General features: G+C 59.0%; 16 protein-coding genes. 11 read left to right on the top strand and 5 right to left on the bottom strand.

The genetic code is table 11. The features are described 5' to 3' along the window. Positions 1 to 409 precede the first annotated feature (409 nt). The 7 genes from JQ553_RS18815 (at position 410) to JQ553_RS18785 (ending at position 9,269) form a co-directional block, all read left to right on the top strand. A complete protein-coding gene (locus JQ553_RS18815) occupies positions 410 to 1,609 on the top strand; it encodes a site-specific integrase (RefSeq protein WP_212501507.1) in 1,200 nt (399 codons plus the stop codon). A 532-nt stretch (positions 1,610 to 2,141) separates the two neighbouring features. Next, on the top strand, positions 2,142 to 2,780 hold the full coding sequence (locus tag JQ553_RS18810) for a DUF3102 domain-containing protein (protein ID WP_312015174.1): 639 nt from the start codon (positions 2,142 to 2,144) through the stop codon (positions 2,778 to 2,780). 8 nt (positions 2,781 to 2,788) lie between these two features. After that, positions 2,789 to 3,319, top strand: a complete 531-nt coding sequence (locus JQ553_RS18805; protein WP_212501506.1) for a hypothetical protein — start codon at positions 2,789 to 2,791, stop codon at positions 3,317 to 3,319. Position 3,320: 1 nt separating this feature from the next. Beyond that, complete coding sequence (locus JQ553_RS18800; protein ID WP_212501505.1) at positions 3,321 to 3,947, top strand: hypothetical protein; 627 nt, start codon at positions 3,321 to 3,323, stop codon at positions 3,945 to 3,947. After that, positions 3,944 to 4,741: a hypothetical protein gene (locus tag JQ553_RS18795; protein ID WP_212501504.1), complete on the top strand. Its 798-nt coding sequence runs from the start codon at positions 3,944 to 3,946 to the stop codon at positions 4,739 to 4,741. The genes JQ553_RS18800 and JQ553_RS18795 overlap by 4 nt, the downstream gene beginning before the upstream one ends. Continuing rightward, a complete protein-coding gene (locus JQ553_RS18790; RefSeq protein WP_212501503.1) occupies positions 4,738 to 6,876 on the top strand; it encodes an AAA family ATPase in 2,139 nt (712 codons plus the stop codon). The genes JQ553_RS18795 and JQ553_RS18790 overlap by 4 nt, the downstream gene beginning before the upstream one ends. Positions 6,877 to 8,345: 1,469 nt before the next feature. Continuing rightward, complete coding sequence (locus tag JQ553_RS18785) at positions 8,346 to 9,269, top strand: glycosyltransferase family 2 protein (protein WP_212501502.1); 924 nt, start codon at positions 8,346 to 8,348, stop codon at positions 9,267 to 9,269. Positions 9,270 to 9,412: 143 nt separating this feature from the next. Here the strand turns inward: JQ553_RS18785 and JQ553_RS18780 are convergent, their stop codons facing one another. Beyond that, positions 9,413 to 10,924 carry a hypothetical protein gene (locus JQ553_RS18780; RefSeq protein WP_212501501.1) on the bottom strand — a complete coding sequence of 504 codons (1,512 nt, stop codon included), beginning with the start codon at positions 10,922 to 10,924 and terminating at the stop codon, positions 9,413 to 9,415. A gap of 1,283 nt (positions 10,925 to 12,207) precedes the next feature. Here JQ553_RS18780 and JQ553_RS18775 point away from each other — a divergent pair. The 3 genes from JQ553_RS18775 to JQ553_RS18765 all read left to right on the top strand — a co-directional run bounded on the left by JQ553_RS18775 (position 12,208) and on the right by JQ553_RS18765 (position 14,991). Beyond that, positions 12,208 to 12,774, top strand: coding sequence for a Dps family protein (locus tag JQ553_RS18775; protein WP_212501500.1), 567 nt, complete (start codon positions 12,208 to 12,210; stop codon positions 12,772 to 12,774). Next, the gene (locus JQ553_RS18770) at positions 12,750 to 12,971 is read left to right on the top strand and encodes a DUF6894 family protein (RefSeq protein ID WP_212501499.1); all 222 of its coding nucleotides are present in this window, start codon (positions 12,750 to 12,752) and stop codon (positions 12,969 to 12,971) included. The genes JQ553_RS18775 and JQ553_RS18770 overlap by 25 nt, the downstream gene beginning before the upstream one ends. Before the next feature lie 580 nt (positions 12,972 to 13,551). Then, entirely contained in the window at positions 13,552 to 14,991 is a 1,440-nt protein-coding gene (locus tag JQ553_RS18765; protein WP_212501498.1) for an NAD(P)/FAD-dependent oxidoreductase, read from the top strand. Here JQ553_RS18765 and cydB read toward each other — a convergent pair. The 3 genes from cydB to JQ553_RS18750 are packed head-to-tail and all read right to left on the bottom strand — an operon-like array spanning position 14,985 to position 17,969. Next, positions 14,985 to 15,998 carry a cytochrome d ubiquinol oxidase subunit II gene (gene cydB / locus JQ553_RS18760; protein ID WP_212501497.1) on the bottom strand — a complete coding sequence of 338 codons (1,014 nt, stop codon included), beginning with the start codon at positions 15,996 to 15,998 and terminating at the stop codon, positions 14,985 to 14,987. The two genes, JQ553_RS18765 and cydB, sit on opposite strands and share 7 nt — an antisense overlap. Further along, positions 15,995 to 17,392, bottom strand: coding sequence for a cytochrome ubiquinol oxidase subunit I (locus JQ553_RS18755; RefSeq protein WP_212501496.1), 1,398 nt, complete (start codon positions 17,390 to 17,392; stop codon positions 15,995 to 15,997). The genes cydB and JQ553_RS18755 overlap by 4 nt, the downstream gene beginning before the upstream one ends. A gap of 40 nt (positions 17,393 to 17,432) precedes the next feature. Then, positions 17,433 to 17,969, bottom strand: coding sequence for a YkgB family protein (locus tag JQ553_RS18750; protein ID WP_249144417.1), 537 nt, complete (start codon positions 17,967 to 17,969; stop codon positions 17,433 to 17,435). A gap of 822 nt (positions 17,970 to 18,791) precedes the next feature. Between JQ553_RS18750 and JQ553_RS34510 the strand changes: the two genes are divergently transcribed. Further along, positions 18,792 to 18,971 carry a hypothetical protein gene (locus JQ553_RS34510; RefSeq protein ID WP_249144416.1) on the top strand — a complete coding sequence of 60 codons (180 nt, stop codon included), beginning with the start codon at positions 18,792 to 18,794 and terminating at the stop codon, positions 18,969 to 18,971. 208 nt (positions 18,972 to 19,179) lie between these two features. Here JQ553_RS34510 and JQ553_RS18740 read toward each other — a convergent pair. After that, on the bottom strand, positions 19,180 to 24,582 hold a 5,403-nt coding region (locus JQ553_RS18740; RefSeq protein WP_212501495.1), incomplete at its 5' end, for an AAA family ATPase.

Genomic DNA, 24,582 nt, shown 5'->3' with positions numbered 1-24,582 from the left:
GGTGGAGGCGATGACCGACCAGCAACTGATCGCGATCATTCGGGGCGAGCCGTTCGCGCACATTGATGAGACAAATCGGCGATTGATCAGTCCGCCGCTTGCCGCGACATAACACGCCTGTGGTCATGTGGTGGTTCCATTCCGCTCGGTTTGTCTTCGAGCAGTAGGCCAGGCAAAGATTTACAAGGGATTTTAAGGGGTTAATGGTGCCGCAAGAGGGATTCGAACCCCCGACCCCGTCATTACGAAATATGAGATGGCACGTATCCAAGGGTAACGACAGGTGCCTTCATTAACCGTCAAATCCTTATTTCTGAAGAGTTATTGCGCCTTGGTACGCTGGAGCACAGTCTAGGGGTTACGCCGCGTAAACACCCCTTTCTGTTACCCCGTTACCCCGGAGCCCACCATGGCGAAGACCCTGACGGCGGCCGCAGTCGAAAAACTCAAGCCCGATCCGGAGAAGCGCCGCGAAGTGCCCGACAAAGGCCAGCCTGGGCTTTACCTTGTGATTCAGCCGTCCGGCTGGCGTTCTTGGGCGGCGCGTTATCGGCTTAATGGCAGGCCTCGCAAGACAACCATAGGACCATGGCCGCGCATCGACTTACCCACCGCCCGGACGGCCGCCCAAGCCATTGTGCGCGCCGCCAGCGAAGGCCGCGACCCCGAATTCCAAAAGCCGGAGCCGGAACACGTTGCCAATAGCATCGACGCCATTTGGACCGACTATGCGAAACGTCATCTTGCCTTGCGCCGCCCCGCAACGGTTAAGTCGGCGCAACGGGTCTACAATCGGCACCTGAAGCCGTGGGGCGCGCGTTGGATTGGTGAAATCAGCCGCCGGGATATTCTGGACATCCTCGACACCATCACTAACGCCGGCTATCCAGCCGCCGCGATCCGGGCCAAGGCAGTCCTGAGCAAATTCTTCAATTGGGCGCGCGGCCGGGACATCATCAAGAGCTCCCCTTGCGAGGGAATCGAGCTAATCGAACCAGAAGCGCGGGAGTCCAACAGCCATCGAATTTTGAGCGACGCCGAAATCCGCAAGGTATGGAATGCGTGCAGTAAAGTTGGGTATCCGTTCGGCCCCATGTTCAAGCTATTGCTTCTGACAGGGCAACGCCGCGACGAAGTAGCGAAGATGACCTACGGCGAAATCGAAGGCCGGATTTGGATCATCCCCGGAGCCCGCGCCAAGAATCGCCAATCCCATGACGTTTACCTTTCCGACGCTGCGGTGAAAATCATTGAAGAGCTTCCCACCGATTCGGGCTTTCTCTTCACGATGAACAATAAGACGCCTTCAAGTGGCTACAGCAGTGGCAAAGAAAAGATTGACGCGTTCACTGGACCGATCCCAGCGTGGCGGCTGCACGACTTGCGGCGCACGATGGTAAGCGGCATGGCGCGACTCGGCATTGCGATTCCTACCGTGGAAAAGGCCATCAATCATAGGTCCGGCACTTTCGCCGGGATTGTCGGGACCTACCAGAAGCACGACTTCGCGGCTGAAACAAAGATCGCATTTGAACGATGGGCTTACCATGTGGAGTCCGTCGTCAACTGCCACGATGACCCCAAGGTGGTCCCGCTCCGCTCCACTTGAAGCTGGAGAGCTTCGTTCGCGGAAATGTACGGCAAGGTCATGCGCGCATCGTCCGGGAGATACGTTACTGGAAATGCACGAAAGAAAAGTGTTCTTGGGCGTTATCCCGTCCTGATCGGCGACGGGCTGCCGCCTCCGAACAATTAGCGGCTAATGCTAGGGGTACGTCCTAGGACCCTAGCGGCTAAGGTTCGGATGGCCTGAATTCAGTGTGAGGGACTCTCCGTCCGCAATTCGTCGGGCTTCCTTGTAGAGAGACTCCCAAAATCGCGGAATGGACCTCGTCCAACATCGAAAGGTGTTGCCATGTCAATTGGTACAAAAACAAAGCGCTATCTATCAACACCGAGAGTTCTAGAACGTTACGACCGAACCCGCACTTGGCTTGAACGCAAGCTTCGCAACGATCCGAAGTTTCCGCGTCCCTACAAGTTCGGCTCAAGTCGGCGTTCTTGGCTGGAAAGCGAGCTAGAAGCGTACGATTGCGAATGCGCGGTGCGATCGTGACCGCGCCAGGGTGGAAAACTTGAAAGTGAAAACGATGTCCAACCCTGAAACCTCGAACGTCATCCTTTTGGACCGTCCTGCGCCTCGTCCGGAGGAAACGACGACCGACCGTCAATTGCGCGCTCTTGCTGAGCAGGTGCGGAGACACTCGCGGTCGTCAAGCAAATCCATCATCGCGATCGGCGAAGCGCTTCGCGATGCAAAAGACCATTTGGAACATGGCAAGTTCGGCGAATGGGTCGTCGCTGAATGCGGTTTTACGATCCGGACGGCACAAAACTACATGCGAGCAGCCGAACTTGCCGACAAAAGCGAAAGCGTTTCGCTTTTGAACCCCGCGGCGCTCTATCGGTTGGCAAAACCTTCAACGCTGCCCGATGTGGTGGCTCGCGTGTTGGTCATGCTCGAGTCAGGCGCTGTTCCCACAGAACTAGAAATCATCAGTTTGATCCTGGCGGCGTCCCAGACCGACAAAGAAACTACCGAAGCACCGACGACGGCTAATGATGAAAGCACGCTTCGTCTGGCTCGCGAGCTGCATACGCGGCTTGGGCATGACCTAGTTTCACAGCTCATCGAAAGCCGGTGGCCCGCACTGCGCAAGCATCTTCGCACCGCAATCGAACAACCGGACTGCGCGATGGGTCCGCAGGAAACTTGTTGAGGCACGCTATGTCCATGCATTCAGTAAAGGTCCCCTTCCTCGTCGTGGAGTGCCCGCCTTGTGGCGACGCGGCTTTTGCGTCCCGATGGTTGGCCGATGCGGCCAAAGCGGACCACATTCTCACGCGTTACCGCAAATCCCACCCCGATTTCGAGCGCGCAATCGCGGGATTGGAGTACGTCCACGCTGTCGAGTTTTCTTGGGCCTCCTTGGAGTTCGTCTCGCTTTGGACAAATGGCTGGCCCGCATTTTCGGTGAACCTATTCGAATCCGGATTGGCCGAAGCGTTCGCTTATTTTGAGGGAATCGGGCTCTTCACGCTCTTCGGCCAACACTATCGGATGACACGCCCTACTGTACTGTTACCTAAAACAATCGCGAACGCACTACTTCGATTGGCCAGCGCCGAGGATTTCTACATGCATCCCGAGTCGCTCCTAACGACCATGACGGAAGAAGGCGCATTTCGGACCGTTTCGGTGATTGAGAAAATCGAGATGTCGCGAACCATCCCCTCTAAGGAACTGCGAGGTCACTGAGATGTCTATTTGCACCGACCAGGATCCGTTCGTCGTCGTGCAGTGTCCGTCCACTGGAGACGCCGCATTCGCCTCCCGCTGGCTGGCGGCCGACGTCGAAGCAGACTTCGCTCTCACCCGTGATCGCAGCGCCAATCCTGATTTTGAATCGGACATCGAGCGCTTGCGTTGGCTTTATGAGGTGGAGTTTTCACCGACTGCAATGGCGTTTACGCGCCTTTGGCTGGAGAACGGGTGGGCGTTCCACTTGAATTTGGCTCAATCGGAGTGGTCCGAGCCATTGGCGTACATGGTATGCACGGGCCTTCAACACTATCAGATGAGCCATCCCGGGAGCTTTGCACCTGAGGCTATCGCGCGCACCCTACTTCTGTTGGCGGGCACTGAGGACGAAGATTGGGTGCTCCATCCCGAACTAATGCTTGCAACCATGTCAGACCGTGACGCTCGTCGCTGCGTCCGAACGATGAGGCTGCGGCGCAAAACCGCAGCGGCGTATTCCGCTGATGCGGGCCCCGCAGTGGTCCGCCCGCGCGCTTTCGAAAAACGTACCGTTCTGATGGCGCCGCCAGCACCACCTAGCGTCGTCATAGCAGCTTTTACCTTGCGAGGAGCAACCAAATCATGAGCTGGAACCATCATCACGAAGAGCTTCAGCGGGAGATATTGCGATCGATCTTCCGGAGCAATTCTGAGCAAAGCGGCCGGTCGACACGTCTCCCCAAGGGGGCGATATGGCGTTCGGAGGCCCTCAAAGAGACTGCCGCGCAATTGTTCGCTGCCTACAATGGTTGGCAATTCGAGCCAGAATGGTTGCATTGGCACGAGCTCGAGGCGGTCGCCCCGAACTGTTGGGGCGAGCAAGTCCGCGGTCTTGTCTACGAGCCATTGCTCTTTGTGGATGAACGCGGCGTGCCGGTGGCCTTTGCGTCACAACCACTGCCTCAAGATCGCCGCTACCTTGATGGCTTCTTGGGTTTGGCCGCGGACATGGGTCTCTACGCGAACGCTCCCCCGGCGGCGTACGCCAGCATCTTGGACCCAGGCCGACGCCAATTCTTGGTCTTCTCGCGTCAGCGCCTTCCTGTGCGATGGCTGCCAGAGCAGGAGGAGGCGAGCTCCCCTTTCTCGGTCCACGCGAACGAAGCGCCGAGCTTTCGCCAATTCCTCAAAGAGGCCCGCTCACCCGATGAGACGTGCCAGCACGCGCTCGACTATCTGCGATGCGTCGCATCGGACAAGCGCTATCGGGCAATGCCGGAGCTTTTCGTATCGTTTTGCCAGTTCATTACTTATTTCGGGCATCACCACCTCGATGCCGCGTTGCTCGCTGACATTTGGTCACGGTATGTGGCGTGGAGCAAAGAGCAAGTATCTCTGATTTTGCAATACGACAAAGAAATTGCGGAGATCGCTTCATGAAGGTGTTAAGTGAAGCCCCTGGCGCTGAACCATTCCCTTCGCCAAGCGGAGAAGCGAACGCTGCACTGGCGGCGAATGCCCTGGCGGAGATCCGCCCAACTGGGCTGCTGAAGGTTGCTGCCATCCGCGAGGGCGCCGCGCCAAGCTTTCGCGTGTTCAACATGCCCGCCGATAAACCGCAACTGAAGCGGTGGATCCAGGCAAACGATGGGTCCACGAACCTCTATTTCGAGCCGAATATTCCCCGCTCCTCGACGCCCAGAAAATCGAGGAAGGAAGACATTGCCAAGATTGTCTACCTTCACGCCGACCTTGATCGTACCGAAGGAGAGTCGGCCGATGACGCACGCAATCGGCACTTGGCAAGCTTGAAGTCTGGAGCTGTGGCTACGCCGTCATTCGTCTGGTCAAGCGGCAATGGGCTCGCAGCACTTTGGCTACTCAACGCATCGGTGTCGAAAAGTGATGCCGAGGCTGCAGGCGCGGGTCTTGCAGAGGCTTTGGGCGGGGACCACACGCACAACGTCGACCGCCTCTTGCGTATCCCGTGCACCATTAATTTGCCGAACCGACAAAAACGCGAGAGAGGCTTCAAGGCCGTTCGCGCAAGCGAGTTTCTCATGCGCACGGGCGCCGTGCACAGCATAGACGTATTTCCTCGCACGAACATCGCGGGACATCTATCGGCGGAGGATCGCATCGGCGCCATTGAGCGGGTTGACGACCTCGATGCATTGAATCTCGACGAACGCACCAACGAGATCATTGCAACGGGTCGGTCAGGCAAGCCCAAAAAAGGCGAAGGTAACGATCGCTCAAGTTGGGTGTATGCCGCGGTTCGCGGGATGCTGCGCTCCGGCGTTTCATCCGAGGAAATCGTAGGCATACTCACGGATCCCCGTTTTGCCATCAGCGAACGCGCGCTCGAACGCGACAATCCCGAGGCTTACGCGCGCAAAGAAGTTGCGCGTATCAATGCCAAGGTGAAGGCAGAGATCGACTCGGGTTTTGGAGATGACTTCTCTTACATTGATGGCGCCGCGAAGATGGCAAAAGCGGGAACAAAGCAAACAGCCGTGAACCTATACAGGCACGAGACGCACGCCGATATTATGGGGGAGCCCGAACAGCCGTACCTCATTGAGCAACTAGTGCCGGAAGGTGCGTTCTTCCAAGTCTTCGGCGATCCGAAGGCAGGTAAGAGCTATTTGATGATGACCGTGGGCCTTTGCATCGCGACCGGCCGGGACTTCGCCGGGCTAAAGGTGAAAAGGAGCCGCGTGCTCTACATCATTGCGGAAGGCGGACGACGCCGCTTCGCCGAACGGGTTGAAGCATGGATCCTAAAAACCGCAAGCGATGAAGCCGCCGCCTCTAACGGTGACAAGGCGGAAATCGAGCGAAAGATCCGATCAGACCTGGCCGACAACTGGCGTTTGATCGGCCGCTCCGTGATGGTCGACTCGCCAGAGGGGGTGAAGCAGGCCTTGGCAGGAGGTCCCGGACCCTGGGGTATGATCGTTATCGACACTCTGGTCCGTAACTTTTCGGGCGCGATGAACGACCAGGAGGCAATAGCGAAGTTCATTCAAGGCGTCGATTTCATGCGTGGAGACAAGACCGCGGTCGGGGTGGTGCACCACTCTGGTCATGGGACCAAGACACGCGGTGCCGGATCGGTTGCACTCGATGGCGGCCTCGACCTTGCTATCCGCGTCCGCCGCGATGGAAACTTACGGGTTGCGGAGTTGGTGTTGTCGCGCCACACTCCCGATGGACGTGAGCTCGTCTTCGAACTCGTCAACTATCCGATCCCGAGCACCAATTATGATTTCGATACACCGGAGGATGACTGGCTTGACCAGGTGGTGCTTGTGCCTACCGACAAAAGGCCCGCGACCGAGCGCAACGATGGCTACGACGATGCCACCAACTTGTTGGTCTACATTCGCGACGCAGTTGGCGCGGTCACCGAACGATCATTGGCGGAGGAAACCGGCTGGTCTTCCTCTAAGGTGCATCGCAAGATCACGCAGCTTTTCAAGGACGGTCTCGTTGAAAAAGACCCAATCAAGTTGACCCGCAAAGCTAAAGAACTCGTCGGCGAAGCGGATGAGCCTACTTCGGATGGGTGAAGCAAGCTTGCTTCGCGGACGGAGTGCGAAGGTGAAGCAAGAAGAAGCTAACACATTGATTTTTCACGTGCTTCACGTGGAGCAGATCTGAAGCAACACCGTGCTGTCTTGCTTCGCTTCACCCCCCTCTCTAGGGGGTGAAGCACGAAGCACCGGCGCAATAACGCATTGAAGATTAGAGAAAGAGAAATTGGCTGTGATCCTTCTGCTCCATTCGAAAATAGTTTTGTCTCCGACTTGTCGACCTGAAGTGTTGTCAGGAATATTTTGAAAGCAACGGGTCCTTCCGGCGCGATTGCATCGTACGGACAAACGGAGTGCGCGGGCCTTTCGCAGCTAGAAAATGTTTTCAAAACGGATAGCGGACCGATAAGGCCGAAAAACCTCGGGTTCGGTTCGCGCGTTGGGGCGAACGAAATCCCTGGATTTTCTGGGTTCATCCGAATTTAACGCGCCGCGCCTAATCATTAAGTATGCGAGACAACGTTTACAAATTTCGCCGAATCAAATGGGCCGATCCGAAGCGGTTTAAGATGATCGCCGACTTCAAACCGAAGCGGCGTGGCTCGCGGTACACTTCTGGCTTGGTCGTTCTTTGCGCCCTTATTGGCTTCGTAGCCTTCCAAGCTTGGCCGAGGCTTTCTACTGAACTCAAGTTGGTCCCAACCGAGTCGGTTCCTGCCCCTTCCTCGATTTCGGTACGCGTCGACGGAGACACGATCAGTCTGGATGATGGTCAGCCGAACATCCGTCTCGTGGGATTCAACGCGCCCGAAACAGGAAGCCGGGCGCGATGCGACGCAGAGCGCCAGAAGGGTGAAGCCGCCAAACGGCGCCTCCGCGAACTTGTCAGCAGCGGCCGTCCGGACTTTCAGCAAACTGCGTGTTCGTGTGCGCCGGGGGCGGAAGGCACGGATGCGTGCAACTTTGGCCGTCGCTGCGGAACGCTCCGAGTCAATGACGTGGATGTGGGAGCAACTTTGATTGGGGAAGGGCTGGCAGTTCGTTTTGTATTTGGCGCAACAAGCTGTCCAGCGCTACCGCGCCCGTGGTGCTGATGAGGCCAATCCTGCCGTGATACAAAACGCTGCGCTCTATTCAGCGACGTGGTAGCGTGTAGTGGGCAACTGCTTCCCGAGGCACGCATCATGGTGCTGCTGGTCGATGTGACCAATCCCACCCTTACCGAGACCCCAGCGAACCAGATGCTGGCGAGGGATCCGTCACGCTGGGGAGGAGTTTCATGTGATGAATGCCGCTAGGGCTCCGCGCAAGTTCCGCTGCTAACGCAAATCCAGCGACCGGGCGGAGTCAAGACTCGATAAGACTGGGGACAAGGTCAGGTTGAAAAAAAATTGAGCTACGAAGCAGCGTTCAGCCCGAGCTGTATGTGGTGATGCCTGCACTGGCCCTCGGCAGCTTTTATTCACTGTCGGTTGAGCGCGCGCTGCAGGCTCGATGGTCCGGCTATGAAGCAACAAAGTGTGGCGGTAATCCTACCTTGTCGCAATGAGGAAGCGGCCGTCGGCGCTACGGTAACAGCGTTTCGTGCGGCTTTGCCTGACGCTGCCATTTATGTCTTCGATAACAATTCGACTGACAATACCCTGGATGTAGCTCGTGCTGCCGGCGCGATAGTTCGAACCGAACTGACGCCAGGAAAGGGCAACGTCGTCCGCCGGAGTTTTGCAGATATTGATGCCGATGTCTATGTGATGGCCGATGGCGACGCGACCTATGACGCGGCGGCTGCTCCGACGATGATACGGGAGTTGATCGAGCGCCAACTGGACATGGTGGTAGGGGTGCGAAGTTTGGTCGCTGATGCCTCTTTTAGGCCAGGCCATCGCCTCGGCAATGCGATCCTCACCGGAATGTTGTCGCGTATCTTCGGTCGCTCGTTCAGCGATGTCCTATCGGGTTATCGCGTATTCTCGCGCCGGTTCGTAAAAAGCTTCCCAGCCCTCTCGGAAGGTTTTGAGGTAGAGACGGAGATCAGCATCCATGCTTTGGGGTTGCACATGCCAGTGGCCGAGATCGTGACTGCTTACAAAGCACGGCCCGACGGTTCGACGTCCAAGCTCTCTACATTCCGCGACGGCTGGCGCATCTTGATAAACATCCTGACGCTGTTTCGAACTGAAAGACCCATGCTTTTTTTTGGCATCATTGGCACGTTGCTCGGGGTCGTCTCGACCGTGATCGCGGCACCTCTTGCTATTACGTATGCTAAGACCGGGTTAGTGCCGCGTTTGCCCACCGCGCTTCTTGCCACAGGACTCATGATACTCGCCTTCCTTAGCTTTTTCAGTGGAATGATTCTCGACACTGTCGCGCGCGGCCGCCGCGAGTTGCGACGGCTCGCTTATTTGTCCCTGCGGCCCCCGGAATAAGAGAGATGTCACTGAACCCGTCTCGAGCTTCGCTCCGTACGGACGGCCTTCATCTCAAGACAGCTCCCGGGTTCAGGAGGCGCCAACATTGCGGCGCCAGGGCGATGCGCTTTTCTCCGCACGAGAGTTCGCGAATGATGCGGTTAGCCCCTCCGCAGGCTTGCGATAGTTTCGGCCAGTTCGACGGCAAAAAGGGATAGCAAGAGACCCACCATCGGCACTGAGGGAACCAGATATCGCCAGACGTCGAGGGTGTGGGCAGCGGCGGCCGTCGCGATCGAAGCCGCCCACATCACGATCACGATACCTGCGCGCGTCAAGAACCCGGGGCGCCGACGCCGCACAGCGGTCACCGTCCAGACCATGACGGCGATGACGAACGCGGTGGACAAGGCCCGGTACAGATGGACGGAAATGCCTGGGAGATCGGACAGCAGGCCGATCCGAACTGGTCCGCCTTGCAGATCGATCGGCTGAGCCGCCCGGCCATGCCGCGTCATGATGTCGAACACGTGCGGCACGTCGTCGGTCGACACCGGTATGGCCGGGTCGAGCCCGTAGGGCGGCCATGCGACCACGGCCCCGTAGGCCATCTGACGGACGAACTTGCGCGCGTAGGCCAGCGGCCGGTCGCGCACGGCAGCCAGGAAGATGCGCCGGTAGCCTGCGGCCGCGCTGACGGCATTCCCGGTATCGCCGGCGACGTCTCGATCCAGTGCGGTGTCGAAGAAGCACGCGTCGCCGAAGAACCCGAGCATGGGCCAACGATCCGGCTCAGCGGCGAAGTCGGCGGCAAGCCGCAGCATCGTGGCGTCGGCGCGGGCGCCAGCCGCCGACACGATCTCGCGTCGCGCCGCATCGCTTGCCAACACGATGTTCAGGTGATTGCAGAACAGCGTCTTGGGGACGAACACGACCGAGGCTTGATCGGAGGCGGAAGCGGCGAACCGGGAACCGGCGGCGAGAAGCCCCAGCGCTGCCGTGACGGACACGGCAACCACGGCAACGCGCGCGGACGTGTCTGGCCGGGCGAGGCTGGCGCCCACCAGGACGGCGACGATTGGGACCAAGACCCCTTGCGATCTGAAGCACGCCGCGAGCGCAGCACACAGGACGGCGGCAGCGACCGCGTAGCACCGCGCCGTTCTGCCGACGCAGGTGGCAACGAGCAATCCGGCCATTGCGAGATTGAGGAAAACCGCAAAGAGAAGCTCTGAGGTGACGACATTCCTGAACAGCAGAAGGCCCGGATACGTCGCTACGAGGATGATCGGCACAAGTCCACTGGCGTTGCGCGTCGCCGCCTGGGCGGTTGCTGCAAGCGCCAGCATCAGGATGATCCACGCGGCCTGTTGCAGGCGCACCACCGTCCCGAGGTCGCCCCCAAACGCAAACGTCACCGCCAGCAAAGCCGGGTAGCCCGGGTCGCGTCCACCCGCCACGGTCGGCTGTGCGGCCTCGAGCGTACGAAAAGCAGATTCCACGAAGGATGGCGTGTCGCCCCAGATAACCGGGACCGCGGGCGCGAACGACACGACGATCACCACCAGCAGCGCCACCCATGCCAGCACGGTCCATGTCCACGGTGACCCATCGCCGCCCAGGGTGGCCGCGCCGCCGGTCTTCCGCGCTTGAGCTTCGCGTTCCGACCACACCATCACCTCCCACACGAGATGAAGCTCGAATGCTAGCCCAGCTTCTCGCCAGACCAAAACGCTCTGCAAGACGATCGGAGGGCACGGCGTGCTCTCGGCTCCTTCGCCTTCCCGTCAGTACGCCGTCTGCAAGACATGATGGCCGACGCCTTGCTCCACCTGAATTGCCCACGGGCAGGAATGCATTCACCGAAGCTCCGCTGCGTTCGCTCAGGCCCGACTCCGCCCCCGGACCTGGAAAGCAATCATCCGGCTTTTGACGTTGGGCAATTGTGCCTATCCGCCTTAGCGGAGAACCTCCCCTGCCCGCTTTGATCCACGCGCGTTTTCAATTTCAGATGCCATGCCTCATCGGAATGCGTATCTAAGACCCCATGGCGAGTACTTATGGGCGCCCTGCTTTTGGGCGCCGTCGTTACCGACCTGTGAACTAGCCAGACACCGGAGCATTGCCAAACCGGTCGGCGCCCACACGAGAAGGGTAGACCGCGCCCCCAATTCGCATAGAGAATTGGTAGATAATCTGGGCAACCGACACGATTCTGGTGGCGAAAGAGACGATGGCCAACACGACGGCCGCCTGAGGCTCAGACGATTGCCGTCGGTCCTTGGACGATAGCGACAACCTATCAGGCCGATAAGTTTGAGAACTGCACCATGACGTGATCCAGCGACGGTCTGGGTATCCGTGCCCAATCAAGACGGCTTCTGCTAACTCTCGATTCGGCAAAATGGAAGCTTGCGGGGCAAGCTTATTCCATATTGAGCAGGCTCGATCGCAAAGAAGTGCGACATACAATTCCAGAGAAAGCCGCCAGGCGCCACCTAAATGGCAGCCGAAGGCATCGTGGTGATGGCGAAAGCAGCAATGATCGCTTTGGTGTTGCTGGCATGTCCCCCCTCTCAGAGAGACAAACGTTTTGGAGAGCAGTCGTCCGGAGGCCAGAGTCGACCCATATCAGACCTCAGGTCGTAGGTTGATCTCGCCTCGACGCCGGCCACTCGCCCACGACCTGAAATCAGACGGTGATGCGGTCCAAGTCCATAGCGATCCGGCTGCTCGGAAATTCCTGCGCCGCCTCCGCCAGAATCTCCTCGTCGGTGCACCGTCCGAAGACGTGCGTGGGAACGCCAGCATGTGTCCGATATCGGAAGCCCTTCTGCCGGACAGACAACGCGCAATTCCCGGACGGCATCGTTTCGATGCGCCCGCCTTATCGAGAATTCGACTTGAGTCCAGCGGGACAACTCACCGTAGAAGCGCAAGCCCGGAGGTGCCCGGTATGAACAAAGCCATCGACTTCGCCGCCGATTTCGACGCGCTCAGCAGCATGTCGACGGCCGGCGTGAATGCGGTCTCGGCCGCCATCAACGGTCTTCTTGCGGACAACTTCGCGCTCTTCCTGAAAACCAGGAACTTTCATGGGCACATGAGCGGACGCCATTTTCGCGATCGTCATTTGCTGCTGGACGAGCAGGCCGACGCAATCCTCGCGACCACGGACCGGCTTGCCGAGCGCGTGCGCGAGATTAGCGGCGTCACGATCCGCTCGGTTGGACAGATCGCTAGGCTGCGGACCATCACCGACACCGACGAATCCTACGATGCTCCACGAGCGATGCCTCGCGAACTTATGAATGCAGGTCGCTGCTGCCATGCGGAGGGTGCACGAATTGTCCGACGAATACGAGGACGTGGCGACAACGAGAGCTTGCTCGATAACTTCATCAACGAGGCAGAGCGTTCATCTGGTTTGTCTTCGAAGCATCCCGTCAAGCAGGAGACAACACTGAAAGAACACGCCATCACAGGCAGTTGTCGACCATGCCGAAATATTTCTTCCATCTGATGGGCAACGTTCCAGCGCGTGATCTGCTCGGCCATGAATGCGCGAACGATAAGGACGCCGAGGCCTACGGAAAGATGCTTGCGCGCAACGTAGGTACTGACAGACCTCGAATGATGGGCGACGACAACTACATCGAGGTCGCTAACGAAGACGGCAAGGAGCTCTGCAAGATTCCGTTGAGGTCGATGTCGGCCTAGAAGTACGCACCGGAATCGCTACGCCGTCTTCCGCTGCCTCGTCGCCGGCTTCTTCGCGGCGTGTCCTTTAGCCGCGGGTCGGAGCCCTCCAGGCGATCAGGTTGAACCTTGACGCACCTTTTACAGATCCCACAGAGGACGTTTCCCGTAGTCGACGGCAATGGAACTCCCCGTCTTGTAAATCGCCAACGAGCCCTGCTAGATGTACACATTGTCAAACTCAGGGGAGTTCGCCTTGCCGTCATAGAGCACATTCGGCGTGAGTGGCGATCCCACGAACACAATGGCGCCAGTTTTTCGGGAGAATTGGATCTCCGTTCGCCGTGTATTCCGGCAGATAGCGGGCCGCGCCACTCCCTCGGGAGCGGTCGACTGCGCATCGCCTGCCGACGAAAACAGGAAAGTGCGGCTCGCCCTGCTTGCACCCGCGCACTTGGATTCGTTTCGCCCAAAAAACGGATGAAGAGATCAGGGGCGTCAACGCTGTGGCTATCAGCATGGCAGGGTTGCCGCGATCGCCCCAAATGGGGAGATGGGCAGGGAGTTGATAGCGGCGTCAATGGAACGTGAGTGAGGAGCGATGTCTCAGGCCCCGACAGAGTCTCACTCACGGGTAGTGATCGTCGGAGCCGGATTTGGAGGCCTAACCGCCGCCAAACGGCTGGCGAACACGCCGCTCGACGTCACCGTCGTGGATCAACACAATTATCACCTGTTCCAGCCGCTGCTGTATCAGGTGGCAACTGCTAGTCTGTCACCGGCCGACATCGCCTCTCCCATCCGAGGCATTCTTCGCAACGTCGACAATGTCAAGGTCATTCTGGCCAAGGTCTCAGGCATCGATGTCGCACGTCAGGAGGTCGTGGCCGACGGGCGCCGCATTCCGTTCGACTACTTGATCATCGCCACTGGCGCCGAGCATGCCTACTTCGGGAGTGACTGGGCGCAGTTCTTACACGGCCTCAAGACCATCGACGACGCCATCTACATTCGTCGCCGAATTCTGCTCGCCTTTGAGCTCGCCGAGACGGAGTCGGACCCGGACGAGCGACGGCGGCTGTTGAATTTCGTCGTGGTGGGTGGCGGCCCGACCGGCGTCGAAATGGCGGGCTCTATCGCGGAACTCGCAAATCGGACGCTTGCGTCGGACTTCCGAGTCATCGACCCGCGTTCCGCCCACATCGTCCTGGTCGAGGCGGCGCCGAGGCTGCTGACGACCTTTGACCCGTCACTTTCCGAGACGGCACGGCGCTCACTCGGGCGGCTCGGAGTCGAGGTGCGTCTCAGAACGGCCGTCACCGAATGCGATGGCAGTGGCGTCTCGATCGGCTTGGAACGCATCGAGTCCCGTACAATTATTTGGGCTGCTGGCGTCAGGGCCACGCCCGCTGCGCAATGGCTCGGCGCAGATCACGATCCCGCCGGCCGCGTGAAGGTTGAGCCCGACCTTTCGGTGCCCGGCCATCCGAATATCTTTGTCATCGGCGATGCCGCGCTGATGTTCGGCGCGAACGGCAGGCCGATGCCTGGCGACGCGGGAGTCGCCAAGCAACAGGGCAAATATGTCGCGACGCTACTGGTTGCTCGCGACAAGTCGAAGACGTTCCCGCCATTTCGCTACCGCCATCTCGGTTCGATCGCGGCCGTCGGGCGCAAGAGCGCAATTGTACAAATCCACTGGCTAAAGCTCAGCGGTCTGCTGGGCTGGCTCGTCTGGAGCGTTGCACACATCTACTATATGGTTGGCTTCCGCAATCGCAGCATCGTAGCGATGAACTGGGTGTGGAACTACCTGACGCCGCGGCGCGGGATGCGACTGATCACCGGCGTTACCGGCTCGCACATCGAGGACATGCGCCGATGCGTCCTATCGCCGACCGCTGCCAATACCGGCGGCGCAGCATTGCCTTACGCCGCCACTGCGACACTCGAACAAAGTAGCCGTCAAGCACCGCAACCCGTACATGTGGATGGCCGCATGGATCAGGCGGGGGACCCGGCAAACCGATACTCTCAGTGATAACCGATGTCCGCTCGAACTTTGCCGCGAAATACCCAATAGGACCAACTACTGTACATCAAGATCACGGGTATCAGGACGAGTGTTCCGACCAGAAGGAACGCCTGGGTTCGATCCGAGGAGGCGGCCTCCCACAGAGTGAAATGATGCGGAACGATCATTGGGTAGAGGCTGATGGCGATGCCCGAATAGGATAAGACAAAAAGCAGGATCGCCCCAGCGAAAGGCATGACTTGAGCCTGGCTGTTGCCGAGGGCGCGCCACGTGACGATCGCGACGGCGGCGGTCGCGATCGGCACCGGCGCCAACAGGAGGGTTTTTGGCCAAGCGAACCATCGATCGGCGACGGCCAAATTTGTAAGAGGGGTCCAAATGCTCACAATGGCGATGGCTACAAGCACGGCCACAAGACACACACGGCCGTGCCGACGAGCCGCGCTTTGGATGTCGCCTTCGGTTTTTAGGATCAGCCATCCCGCGCCGAGAAGCCCATAGCCGAACAGGAGGGCGATGCCGGTGAGGATCGAGAATGGCGTCAAGAAAGAAAATGAGCTGCCTGAGAACGCCCGCCCCGTGACCTCGTATCCTTGAATGAAGCTGCCGAGCACCACACCCTGTGCAAACGTCGCAATACCTGAGCCGTACGAGAAGGCGTGATCCCAAAACGTTTTACGCTCGCCATCGCGGAAGCGAAACTCGAAGGCGACGCCGCGGAACACAAGCGCAAGCAACATCGCGAGGATCGGGAAATAAGTAGCCGGAATGATGATGGCGAAGGCGAGCGGGAAGGCTGCCAGCAGGCCGAGCCCACCGAACACGAGCCACGTCTCGTTCCCATCCCAGATCGGTGCGATCGAATTCATGATCGTATTTCGGGAGGCAGTGTCCGGCGCGAAGCCAAAGAGCATGCCGACACCGAGATCGAAACCGTCGAGCAAGACGTAGAAGAACACCGCCATCCCGAGGATCAGTGTCCAGATTGGCACGAAGTCGAGGACCTGGGTCATGCGCCGTCTCCCACGCCAACATGTCCTCCGGCCAAGACCGGGGCCTTGGGTCGTCCAGCCTCGATGGCCGCGTCTGGCTCTTCAGTTGCCGGACCTATCCGCACGATCCGCCACATGAGGAGCACACCAGACGGATACATGAACAGATAGACGACAACATAGGCGAGCAGAGAGATCAGTAGGTCGGAGCCGGTCAACGACGGCGATACCGAGTCCGCGGTGCGCAACAAGCCGTAGACTGTCCAAGGTTGGCGTCCGACTTCCGTCACGACCCATCCGGCGATGACGGCAATGAAGCCGATTGGAATTGCGAGCTGACACAGTTGGAGAAAGAGCGGCGCGTCATCGAGCCGGCCACGCCAACGGAGCCAGCCGCCAAGTAGTACAATACCAAGCATCACGAGGCCGCATCCGACCATAATGCGAAATGCGAAGAATGGAATCGCGACCGGCGGCCGCTGATCCGCAGGAAAGTCCTTCAGACCCTTGACCTCTCCGTCGATCTCGTGAGTCAGAATAAGACTCCCCACGAAAGGCACGTCGACCGAGAAATGATTCGCTTCGGTCTTCTCGTCGGGGATGGCAAAGAGCGTGATCGGAACGCGGCGGCCGGCTTCCCAATGCGCCTCGATCGCCGCAAGCTTGGCCGGTTGGTACTTTAGGGTGTTGAGCCCGTGATGGTCACCGAGGAATATCTGCAGCGGTACCAAGACGGTCAAGAGCCACAGCGTCATTGAGAGCATAGTCCGACCTTCTTCGGCGGACCTATCACGCCGCAACAGATAGGCTCCGACGCCCATCACGACGAAACCCGTGGTGATAAAAAATGCCACCACCGTGTGCGCGAGCCGCGACGGAAATGACGGATTGAAGATGACTTGCAGCCAGTCCGTCGGAAAGAAGCGCCCGTCGATGATCTCGTAGCCGGCCGGCGTCTGCATCCAGCTGTTGGCCGCCAATATCCAAAACGAAGATAACAACGTACCCAGCGCCACCATCAACGCCGCAACGAAATGGGCCCATTGTGGCACCAGCTTCCGTCCGAACAAAAGCACGCCTAGAAATGCGGCCTCGAGGAAAAACGCCGTCAAGCCCTCGTAGGCGAAGAGCGGCGAAAGGACGTTTGCCGTGGCGTCCGAGTAGCGGCTCCAGTTCGTGCCGAATTGGAAAGGCATGACGATACCCGTCACGACGCCCATCCCGAATGAAATCGAGAATATCTTGATCCAAAACATCGAAACGCGAACATAGACTTGGCGCCCCGTTACAAAGTTGAGCCCCTCTAGCAACGTGATGTAGGCAGCAAGACCGACGGTGAGAGCGGGAAGCAAAATGTGCCAACCGATTACCCAAGCAAACTGCAATCGGGATAACAAGACTGGATCAAAGTCCATCGCCAACCTCACAACGGCCCTCAAGCGCCTTGAACTCTCGTCATAGTATGTCGCACGGGTGTAGCCGTCGGATCGAGGCGAGCAAAAGATTGACGGAGGCCGCTAAAAGCACAAGGTCCTTAAGTAGGGACTGCCCGATCGGCGCGGATATCGCCGGGAACCCACCTGCGGTCGGCTCCGCTACTCGCGGTGTGGTTAGAAAAAACGAAAGCGTAATGATAAACGTCGCGCTGGACATCACCGCCCCGAGCGCGGACGCGGCTGCATTAAGAGCCCCAAGTATAAGCATCACCGCCGTCGACAGCTCAATCACACCGATTACATCGCTTGCTCCCTGCACGCCGAACACGACGTTAAGCCAACTCACAACAGGGCTGTGGTCGATGAGCGGCGCATTGCCATGAGCCTCATAACTCGTAAACTTCATTGCTCCGAACCAAAGGAACACGATCGCAAGCGCCCAGCGGAGAAGGGCAAGAGACCCACGAGGTCCGAATGTTCTCTCGGCAATGTCCAGATAAACAGATGCTCGCATTTTGATGCCCTTAGTTGAGGTGTGGCCGACATACCTGGCCAATGCTTGTTATCAATCAATGCGCGAAGAAGGGCTTCGCCACGGCCAGCACTTGCTGCTTCGTCATTGGTTTGTAGAACGCGCCAGCCCAGGCCCTTTCGGCACTCAGATGCCTCACCTCGGCAGCGTGCCTCCTCGACCGAATGAATCTTAAGACCGTCGTGAACACCTCCCCGTGCCGCTCAAACTGAGCAGTTGCCCTTTGAAGGCCGCCGCGCCAGTGTCTTCAAATGTTTGAGCGACACCAATGAACCTCTCGTAGTTCTGAAACACGTCAGCGTATTCCGTGAGTCGAACGAGCGCGGATAAAGCCGAACGTAGCAGCCCCGACTAGCACTGCCCCGCCTATTTCAGTACGGTGCGCCGCGATGGGTCGCATACATCCGCCTCCTCACGTCGAGCTCACCATGTTGCTCTTTCCAGGGGATTGCTCCCAACTCTGGAGTCGGGCGACCTACCCGAGGCTGTGTGCCACAGCACAGCAGCCTTAAACGCGTACTGCGAATTAGTTGGAGGATGCCGCCGCCGGCGGATAAAGGGAAATTCCCTGTGACTATCTATCCGATAACCATTTATCCTAGACCTTAGTTCAGATGCGATCGCATCGCGGCGGCTTTTGCCTGCCGTGGCTGCCGTCACCACCTCGCCGTATCTTCAATCGGAGTTCCGTCCATCACCCCAGGATGATTTTGCCCACGCTGGAGAAAATATTTGCCGCCGCGGACGCGGTACTGCCGCGAGGCAGTCAAAAGGAAACAATCGCCCCGCTCAAGATCGGGCTAGTGCCGTCAGTCTCGGCCGCACTTATCGCTGAATTGCTCGCTCTTGGAGCTCGCCAGGATCATCCCTGAGCTGCGAGTCGATCTGCGCGAGGCGGATGCCAACGGGCTGGTTGCGATGCTTTTGGATGGCGAGCTCAACGCCGCACTCGTCGGTGACGCCGTGGAGCTACCTGAGCGTATCGACCGCTGGCAGATGCGGTTGTCGAGACGGACCGGCGCGTGATGAAGGCCACGGCGGCGCTCGCGGTGGCCGCCGCGTTGATGGCACTTGGCCTGCCTCGGCAATGGGTCTCCCGAACGTCGCCGCGCGAACTGAACTCGGGGCTCGCTGAGCGGGCAGCGATGCAGACGTCGCAGAGACCACGCAGCCGGGCTTAAGCCCGGGTGGGTCGGGGGCATACCGGATCGCGATCCTTGCGCCAAGCCTGACCTTACGCCGCCGGCAGGGTGAACTGAAATACTACGCCGCGAGGTTCGTTCGCTTCCGCCCACAACTTGCCCCCATGTGCGTGGATGATGGAGCGGCATATCGACAACCCCATCCCGGTTCCACCGGACTTCGTGGTGTAAAAGGCGTCGAAGACTCGATCGAGATGCTTCGCATCAATACCCGGCCCCGAATCGCGTACGGCTACGAGGGCGCTTGTCTGATCTTCCTCGGTGCTGATCAACAACTCTCTTGCCCCTTCTTCAACCGAGCCCATTGCTTCAGCCGCGTTCAGAATCAAGTTCAGCAAGACCTGTTGCAGCTGAACGCAATCCCCCATAACCGGAAGCAGTCCATCTGCAAGCCGAGTTTGGACCGAAACGCCGTTCCTGCGGATCGCGCTTTGTGCTAGCAAAATCACTTCGTTGGTAGCCGAATTGAGATCAAAACTCTCCTTTCGCAAAGGCGCTTTCTTGATGTGATCACGCATCCGTCCGACAATATCCTTGGCTCGGTCCGTGTCCCTGACAACGCAAGCGAGCGCTTCCCTGGTTTCATCCAGATTTGGCGGATTCATTTCCAAAAAGCGCATCCCTGCACGGGCATTGTTACGGGCGGTAGCGATCGGATGCAGAATTTCGTGAGACAGCGAGGCGGCCAATTCTCCCATCATGCTCACGCGGTTCATGTGGGCGAAATCTAATTGCATCTGCTGCAATCGCGCCAGCGCTTGCGTGCGATCTTCGATGTCTGTCAGCAGACAGTACCAACGCGTGATACGCCCGGACTCGTCGCGAATTGGGGCGCCGCGATTTTCAAACCACCGATATTCGCCGTCGGAGCGTCTCAGGCGCAGTTCGTGATGGAAGGGAGTACCGGCGGCGACCGACGTCCCATAAGCTTCACGGACACGGGGAAGGTCTTCAGGATGTACTGCATCGCTTGTCCCCCAGCTCTTCAGCTCTTCGACAGTCCGGCCGAAATACTCGGTGAGTGGGCTGTTAACGGATTCGAGTTCGCCGCTCGGGGCCATGATCGCAACGAGTCCGGCTATCCCGTCAATGGCCGCCCGAAACTTCGCTTCGCTCGCCCGCAGCGTCTCTTCCGCCTGCTTGCGCTCTGTCAAATCGAGCACGAACGCAAGGCCCTTGTCACCTTTTTCCTTAAACATCGCGGCGCCAACAAGCACGGGAACGCGGCTGCCGTCTTTCCGAAAATACTCCTTCTCGAAGGGCTGAGCTGTCCCAGTTGAGCTCAGTTCTGCCTGAGTCAGTATGTCGCGCTGGCGCCATTCGGGCGGAGACAACTCGGTCCAGCGCACGCGGCCCGAAACCAAGTCCTCACGGTCATATCCCACGATATGTAGAAACGCGTCATTGGCTTCGAGAATTCGACCTTCGCGGTCGGCAATGAAGATCCCAATGATGTTGGCGTCGACCAAACGCCGAATCTTCCCTTCGCGATCCGCGACGTCGCGATAAAGCCGCGAATTTTCGAAGGAGATCGCCGCCTGCGATGCAAGCACCTTCAACAAAGCGACGCGATCGGGTGTAAAGACTCTGGGTGTAAGATTATTCTCAAGGTAGAGAATGCCTGTAAGCTTTCCCTGATTGATTAACGGCAAACAGAGAATAGAACGGAGATGACCCTCAACGATGTAGGGATCGGCAGAAAATGGATTGTGAGATGACGCATCGTCGAGAATAACGCTTTCTCGGGTGCGCAGGACATGGTGGAACATCGACCTCGGCAGCATTGTCGCAGCAACGTCCTCGTCGCGCAGATGAACGGTTACGAAATCGCCATCGGTCGCGGCTTCGGCGGCGATCCGCTGCTCAGCCCCGCGTGAAAAAATCAACAAGCCCCGTTCGGCGCCGGCCTGTTCAAGCGCCGTGCGCATAAGCATTTCGAGCAGCTTCTCCAGCACGATCTCGCCCGATATGGCCTGCGACACCTTGATCACGGTCGCGAGGTCGAGGTGCTCTACAGACGTTGCGATTGTGCTTGTTGGAGCAGGTGCGGGCTCTTTCATTCTAAGGCGCGGATCCATCGCATCGAGTTGGCGCACCTTGCCGTCCGCGCCCCAACGCAGGTAGCAGTCGCGGGCGTTTCGCAGATATAGGTGCGCGATTTGATCGAAGCCACACGCGTTGTAAAAGCGAGCCGCCAACTCTTTGGCAAGCGCCTCATTGTGGACAAAACCGTTTGCCTGTGCCGAACGGATGGCTTGCTCGTAGAGGTTCATGGCATCGAACACGCGGCCATCAATCCGGGCAATCTCCGCACGAACCAACGCTGCGCGGTCTTCGAAGTTTTCCGGACAGGCCGCGGCCCAGCTGGCGAGCTGACGGTGATGAGGGGCCAAGGCCTCCAGAGTCGACGTCCGCTGGCCAGCGGGCATCGAACCGCAGAACGCCGCGTACGACAAGGCGCTGTAGAAGTGATAGTCGGCCGCCTCCATGATCGTGAGGGACATGCTCAAGAGCGGCTGCGCCCTCGATGCAGCATCAACCGCCGTCGCATAGTCACCAGCCATAAAGCGGGCTTGCAACTTACAGATCCAATACAAGCATTGGCCGGCCGTCACGTCCGAAGTGTTCGCGAAATCGCGTTCGATTCGTTGCTCATCAAACTGCCCGTCATCCAAGGAGCCGAATCTTGCCGTCGCGCCGCGCAGCATTCGCACTATAGCGAGTGCCACACTGATGATTTCGAGGTTGGTGCCAAGCTGTATGTGGCCACAATGTACCCTCTCAGCTTCACGTTCGATGTCGGCAAGCGCATCACCGACCGTAAGAAGATTCAGGACCCTCAGCCCGGAGCAGATCCCAGCATACACGAGGTCGCCAGTTTTTTGCGCCGCATTAAATGCGCGGCCAATGAGCTCGCAGCATGTTCTGATATGCCTTGTCCAAGGCATAACCATATTTCCGAAATTCAGGTACACACCCGCCTGGAAACGCCATAGTCCACGCTGCTCGACGAGCTCATAAGCGAGTTGCCCGACGCGGTACGCGCCCTCGTACTCGCCGAACCGCAGCCCGGCGATCATTCCAAGCCGGGCATAGGCGACGGCAGACGCGTCGCTGTTGCCACGATCCAAGGTAAGACGGAGCATTTGGCAGACGACAAGCGTGTAGAGGTTGAGGTCGGTGTATTGTGCCGGCGAACAGAGCCGGTTCAGGACATCCAGCGCGGCGAGGGATGCCGGGTCGGTCATCAAGGGAAGGGCGATCAGCTCCTCGGTCGCGCGCCGGCCTAGCTCTGACCAGACACGCTGATACGCACGGCGCGCCTCCTCATCCGTCGGATGCGGCGACCAGCTGATGCCGAGGTACCTTAGATACTCGAGACCGACGGCGACCGAGCGGCTGGGCCGATTGAGCGTGAGGTAAAGGTCGATTCCAAGGCGCGCCACACCCGCTCGATCAGCCATATCCGTGACGCGACCAGATAATGCAGCCAAGTGGTTTTCTGCGTCCGAGAGCGCGCCAGTCAAGAGCTCGCACTCGGCGCGATGGAAGTCGAGTGCGAAGATGAGCTCCCACCGGTGCTCCCAGCAATCCTCTGCCAATAAGCCTCGACCGGTGATAAAGTAGCTGAGCGCCGAAACGTAGGCAGTCGATGCGTTGGCGCGCCGGCCTGCTGCCAGGTTCAATTCCGCGGCCTGCTCGCGTTCATCGACCGATGTAATCAAACCAAGACCTCGGTTGAGCTGATTAACGATTTCAAAGGTCGCCTCATCCCGCTTCTCCGGAGATGTCCGCGCCGCGAGCAGTCTCCCTATTCGAAGGTGCGCCTCGCCGCGCAGTTGCTCCGGGATCAGCCCATAGGCGGCCTCCTGAACGCGATCGTGGACGAACCGGTAAGCGCCTGGCGCACGCTCGACCAACTCCTGATGGCGGGCCGGCCACAGAGTCGTATCGAGCTGCTCCTCCGGAATCCCGAGGACCATCGAAAGTGCTGTGCTCTCGGCGATGTTTCCAAGACAAGCCAGCTGCTGCAATGCATTCTGCGCCTCGGTCGGCAGGCGGGTGAGCTTCCTGACCATAAGATCAACGACGTTATCGGTGTAGCCCTTGGCGTGAATGCGGTCGATATCCCAGGACCAGCGCGCGCCATCATGATCGAATGTGAGTAATCCTTCCTCGACGAGCGAAGACAGGAACTGAATGGCGAAAAGCGGATTGCCGCCAGTCTTCGCTTGCACCAGCTTCGCAAGCGGCGCAGCGCGCTCTAATTCGCAGCGAAGTGCGTCCGCAACCAACTGCCCAAGGTGCTCCTGGGCGAGCGGCGACAGCTTGATCTCCGCGACCTTTCCGCCGGCGGTCTTGATGGCGTCGAGCTTTCTCATTAGCGGATGGGCCGCAGCGACTTCGTTGTCGCGATAGGCACCGATCAGCATGAGGTGCTCCAAATCTGGCCGCAACAGGTCCTCCAGCAGATCAAGCGTCGCCGCGTCGAGCCACTGCAGGTCGTCGAGGAAGAGCGCCAGTGGCTGGTTCGGTCGGGCAAATGCACCAATGAAGCGCCGAAATACGAGTTGAAAACGGTTTTGTGCCTGCTGTGGCGGCAACTCAGGAACCGGTGGCTGGTCTCCGATGACTAGCTTGAGTTCGGGTATGAGGTCGATCATGAGCCGCCCGTTCGATCCCAGCGCCTCTAGAAGCGCCTGGCGCCAGCTTGCCAACTCGGTGTCGCTTTTGCCGAGGAGAGGCCGGACGAGACTTTGAAAAGCCTGCACCAGTGTCGCGTAGGGGATATCGCGCTTGTACTGGTCGAACTTGCCGGACGCGAACAGGCCGCGCGGCGGCACCAGCACCTTGTGCAGTTCGTCGACGACTGAGGACTTGCCGATGCCGGAATATCCTGAGACCAGCATCAACTCTGGCACACCGGTCTTGATGATGCGATCGAAGCAGGAAAGCAACGTCGCGATATCACGATCTCGTCCGTACAGCTTTTCGGGGATCAGCAGCTGGTTCGGCGTGTCCTGCAGACCAAGCGGGAAGTCATCGATGCGGCGGCGCGCTTCCCATTCAGCAAGGCAACGCCGTAGATCGCGCTCGACACCGCCAGCGGTCTGGTAACGATCCTCGGGTGTCTTGGCCAGCAGTTTCATGATGATCGCCGAGACGGGCGCTGGGACACTCTTTATCCGCTCCCCTGGCGGCACCGGCTTTCTGGCAATATGGCAGTGCACCCACTCCATGGGATCGGCCGCCGTGAAGGGCAGAACGCTCGTGAGCATCTGGTACAGCGAGACGCCGAGGGCGTAGAGATCGCTGCGGGCGTCGATCGAGCGGTTCATCCGCCCGGTTTGTTCGGGTGCCATGTAGGCAAGCGTACCGGCGATGGTCTCGGGCGGCTCAGGCGCCTGCCGTTCGCGGGACAGGCGCGATGCGAT

This window comes from Bradyrhizobium lablabi (genome assembly GCF_018131005.1).
Lineage (GTDB): Bacteria > Pseudomonadota > Alphaproteobacteria > Rhizobiales > Xanthobacteraceae > Bradyrhizobium > Bradyrhizobium lablabi_D.
The sequence above is the reverse complement of the archived record's forward strand: the minus strand, read 5'-3'. Positions and strand labels throughout refer to the sequence as shown.

What these genes read in the sequence shown, in the direction of transcription:
- JQ553_RS18815 (WP_212501507.1), top strand. Translation starts at nt 410, where the DNA reads ATGGCGAAGACCCTGACGGCGGCCGCAGTCGAAAAACTCAAGCCCGAT.
- cydB (WP_212501497.1), bottom strand. Translation starts at nt 15,998, where the DNA reads ATGACCCAGGTCCTCGACTTCGTGCCAATCTGGACACTGATCCTCGGG.
- JQ553_RS18805 (WP_212501506.1), top strand. Translation starts at nt 2,789, where the DNA reads ATGTCCATGCATTCAGTAAAGGTCCCCTTCCTCGTCGTGGAGTGCCCG.
- JQ553_RS18790 (WP_212501503.1), top strand. Translation starts at nt 4,738, where the DNA reads ATGAAGGTGTTAAGTGAAGCCCCTGGCGCTGAACCATTCCCTTCGCCA.
- JQ553_RS18755 (WP_212501496.1), bottom strand. Translation starts at nt 17,392, where the DNA reads ATGGACTTTGATCCAGTCTTGTTATCCCGATTGCAGTTTGCTTGGGTA.
- JQ553_RS18770 (WP_212501499.1), top strand. Translation starts at nt 12,750, where the DNA reads ATGCCGAAATATTTCTTCCATCTGATGGGCAACGTTCCAGCGCGTGAT.
- JQ553_RS18785 (WP_212501502.1), top strand. Translation starts at nt 8,346, where the DNA reads ATGAAGCAACAAAGTGTGGCGGTAATCCTACCTTGTCGCAATGAGGAA.
- JQ553_RS18795 (WP_212501504.1), top strand. Translation starts at nt 3,944, where the DNA reads ATGAGCTGGAACCATCATCACGAAGAGCTTCAGCGGGAGATATTGCGA.
- JQ553_RS18775 (WP_212501500.1), top strand. Translation starts at nt 12,208, where the DNA reads ATGAACAAAGCCATCGACTTCGCCGCCGATTTCGACGCGCTCAGCAGC.
- JQ553_RS18765 (WP_212501498.1), top strand. Translation starts at nt 13,552, where the DNA reads ATGTCTCAGGCCCCGACAGAGTCTCACTCACGGGTAGTGATCGTCGGA.
- JQ553_RS18800 (WP_212501505.1), top strand. Translation starts at nt 3,321, where the DNA reads ATGTCTATTTGCACCGACCAGGATCCGTTCGTCGTCGTGCAGTGTCCG.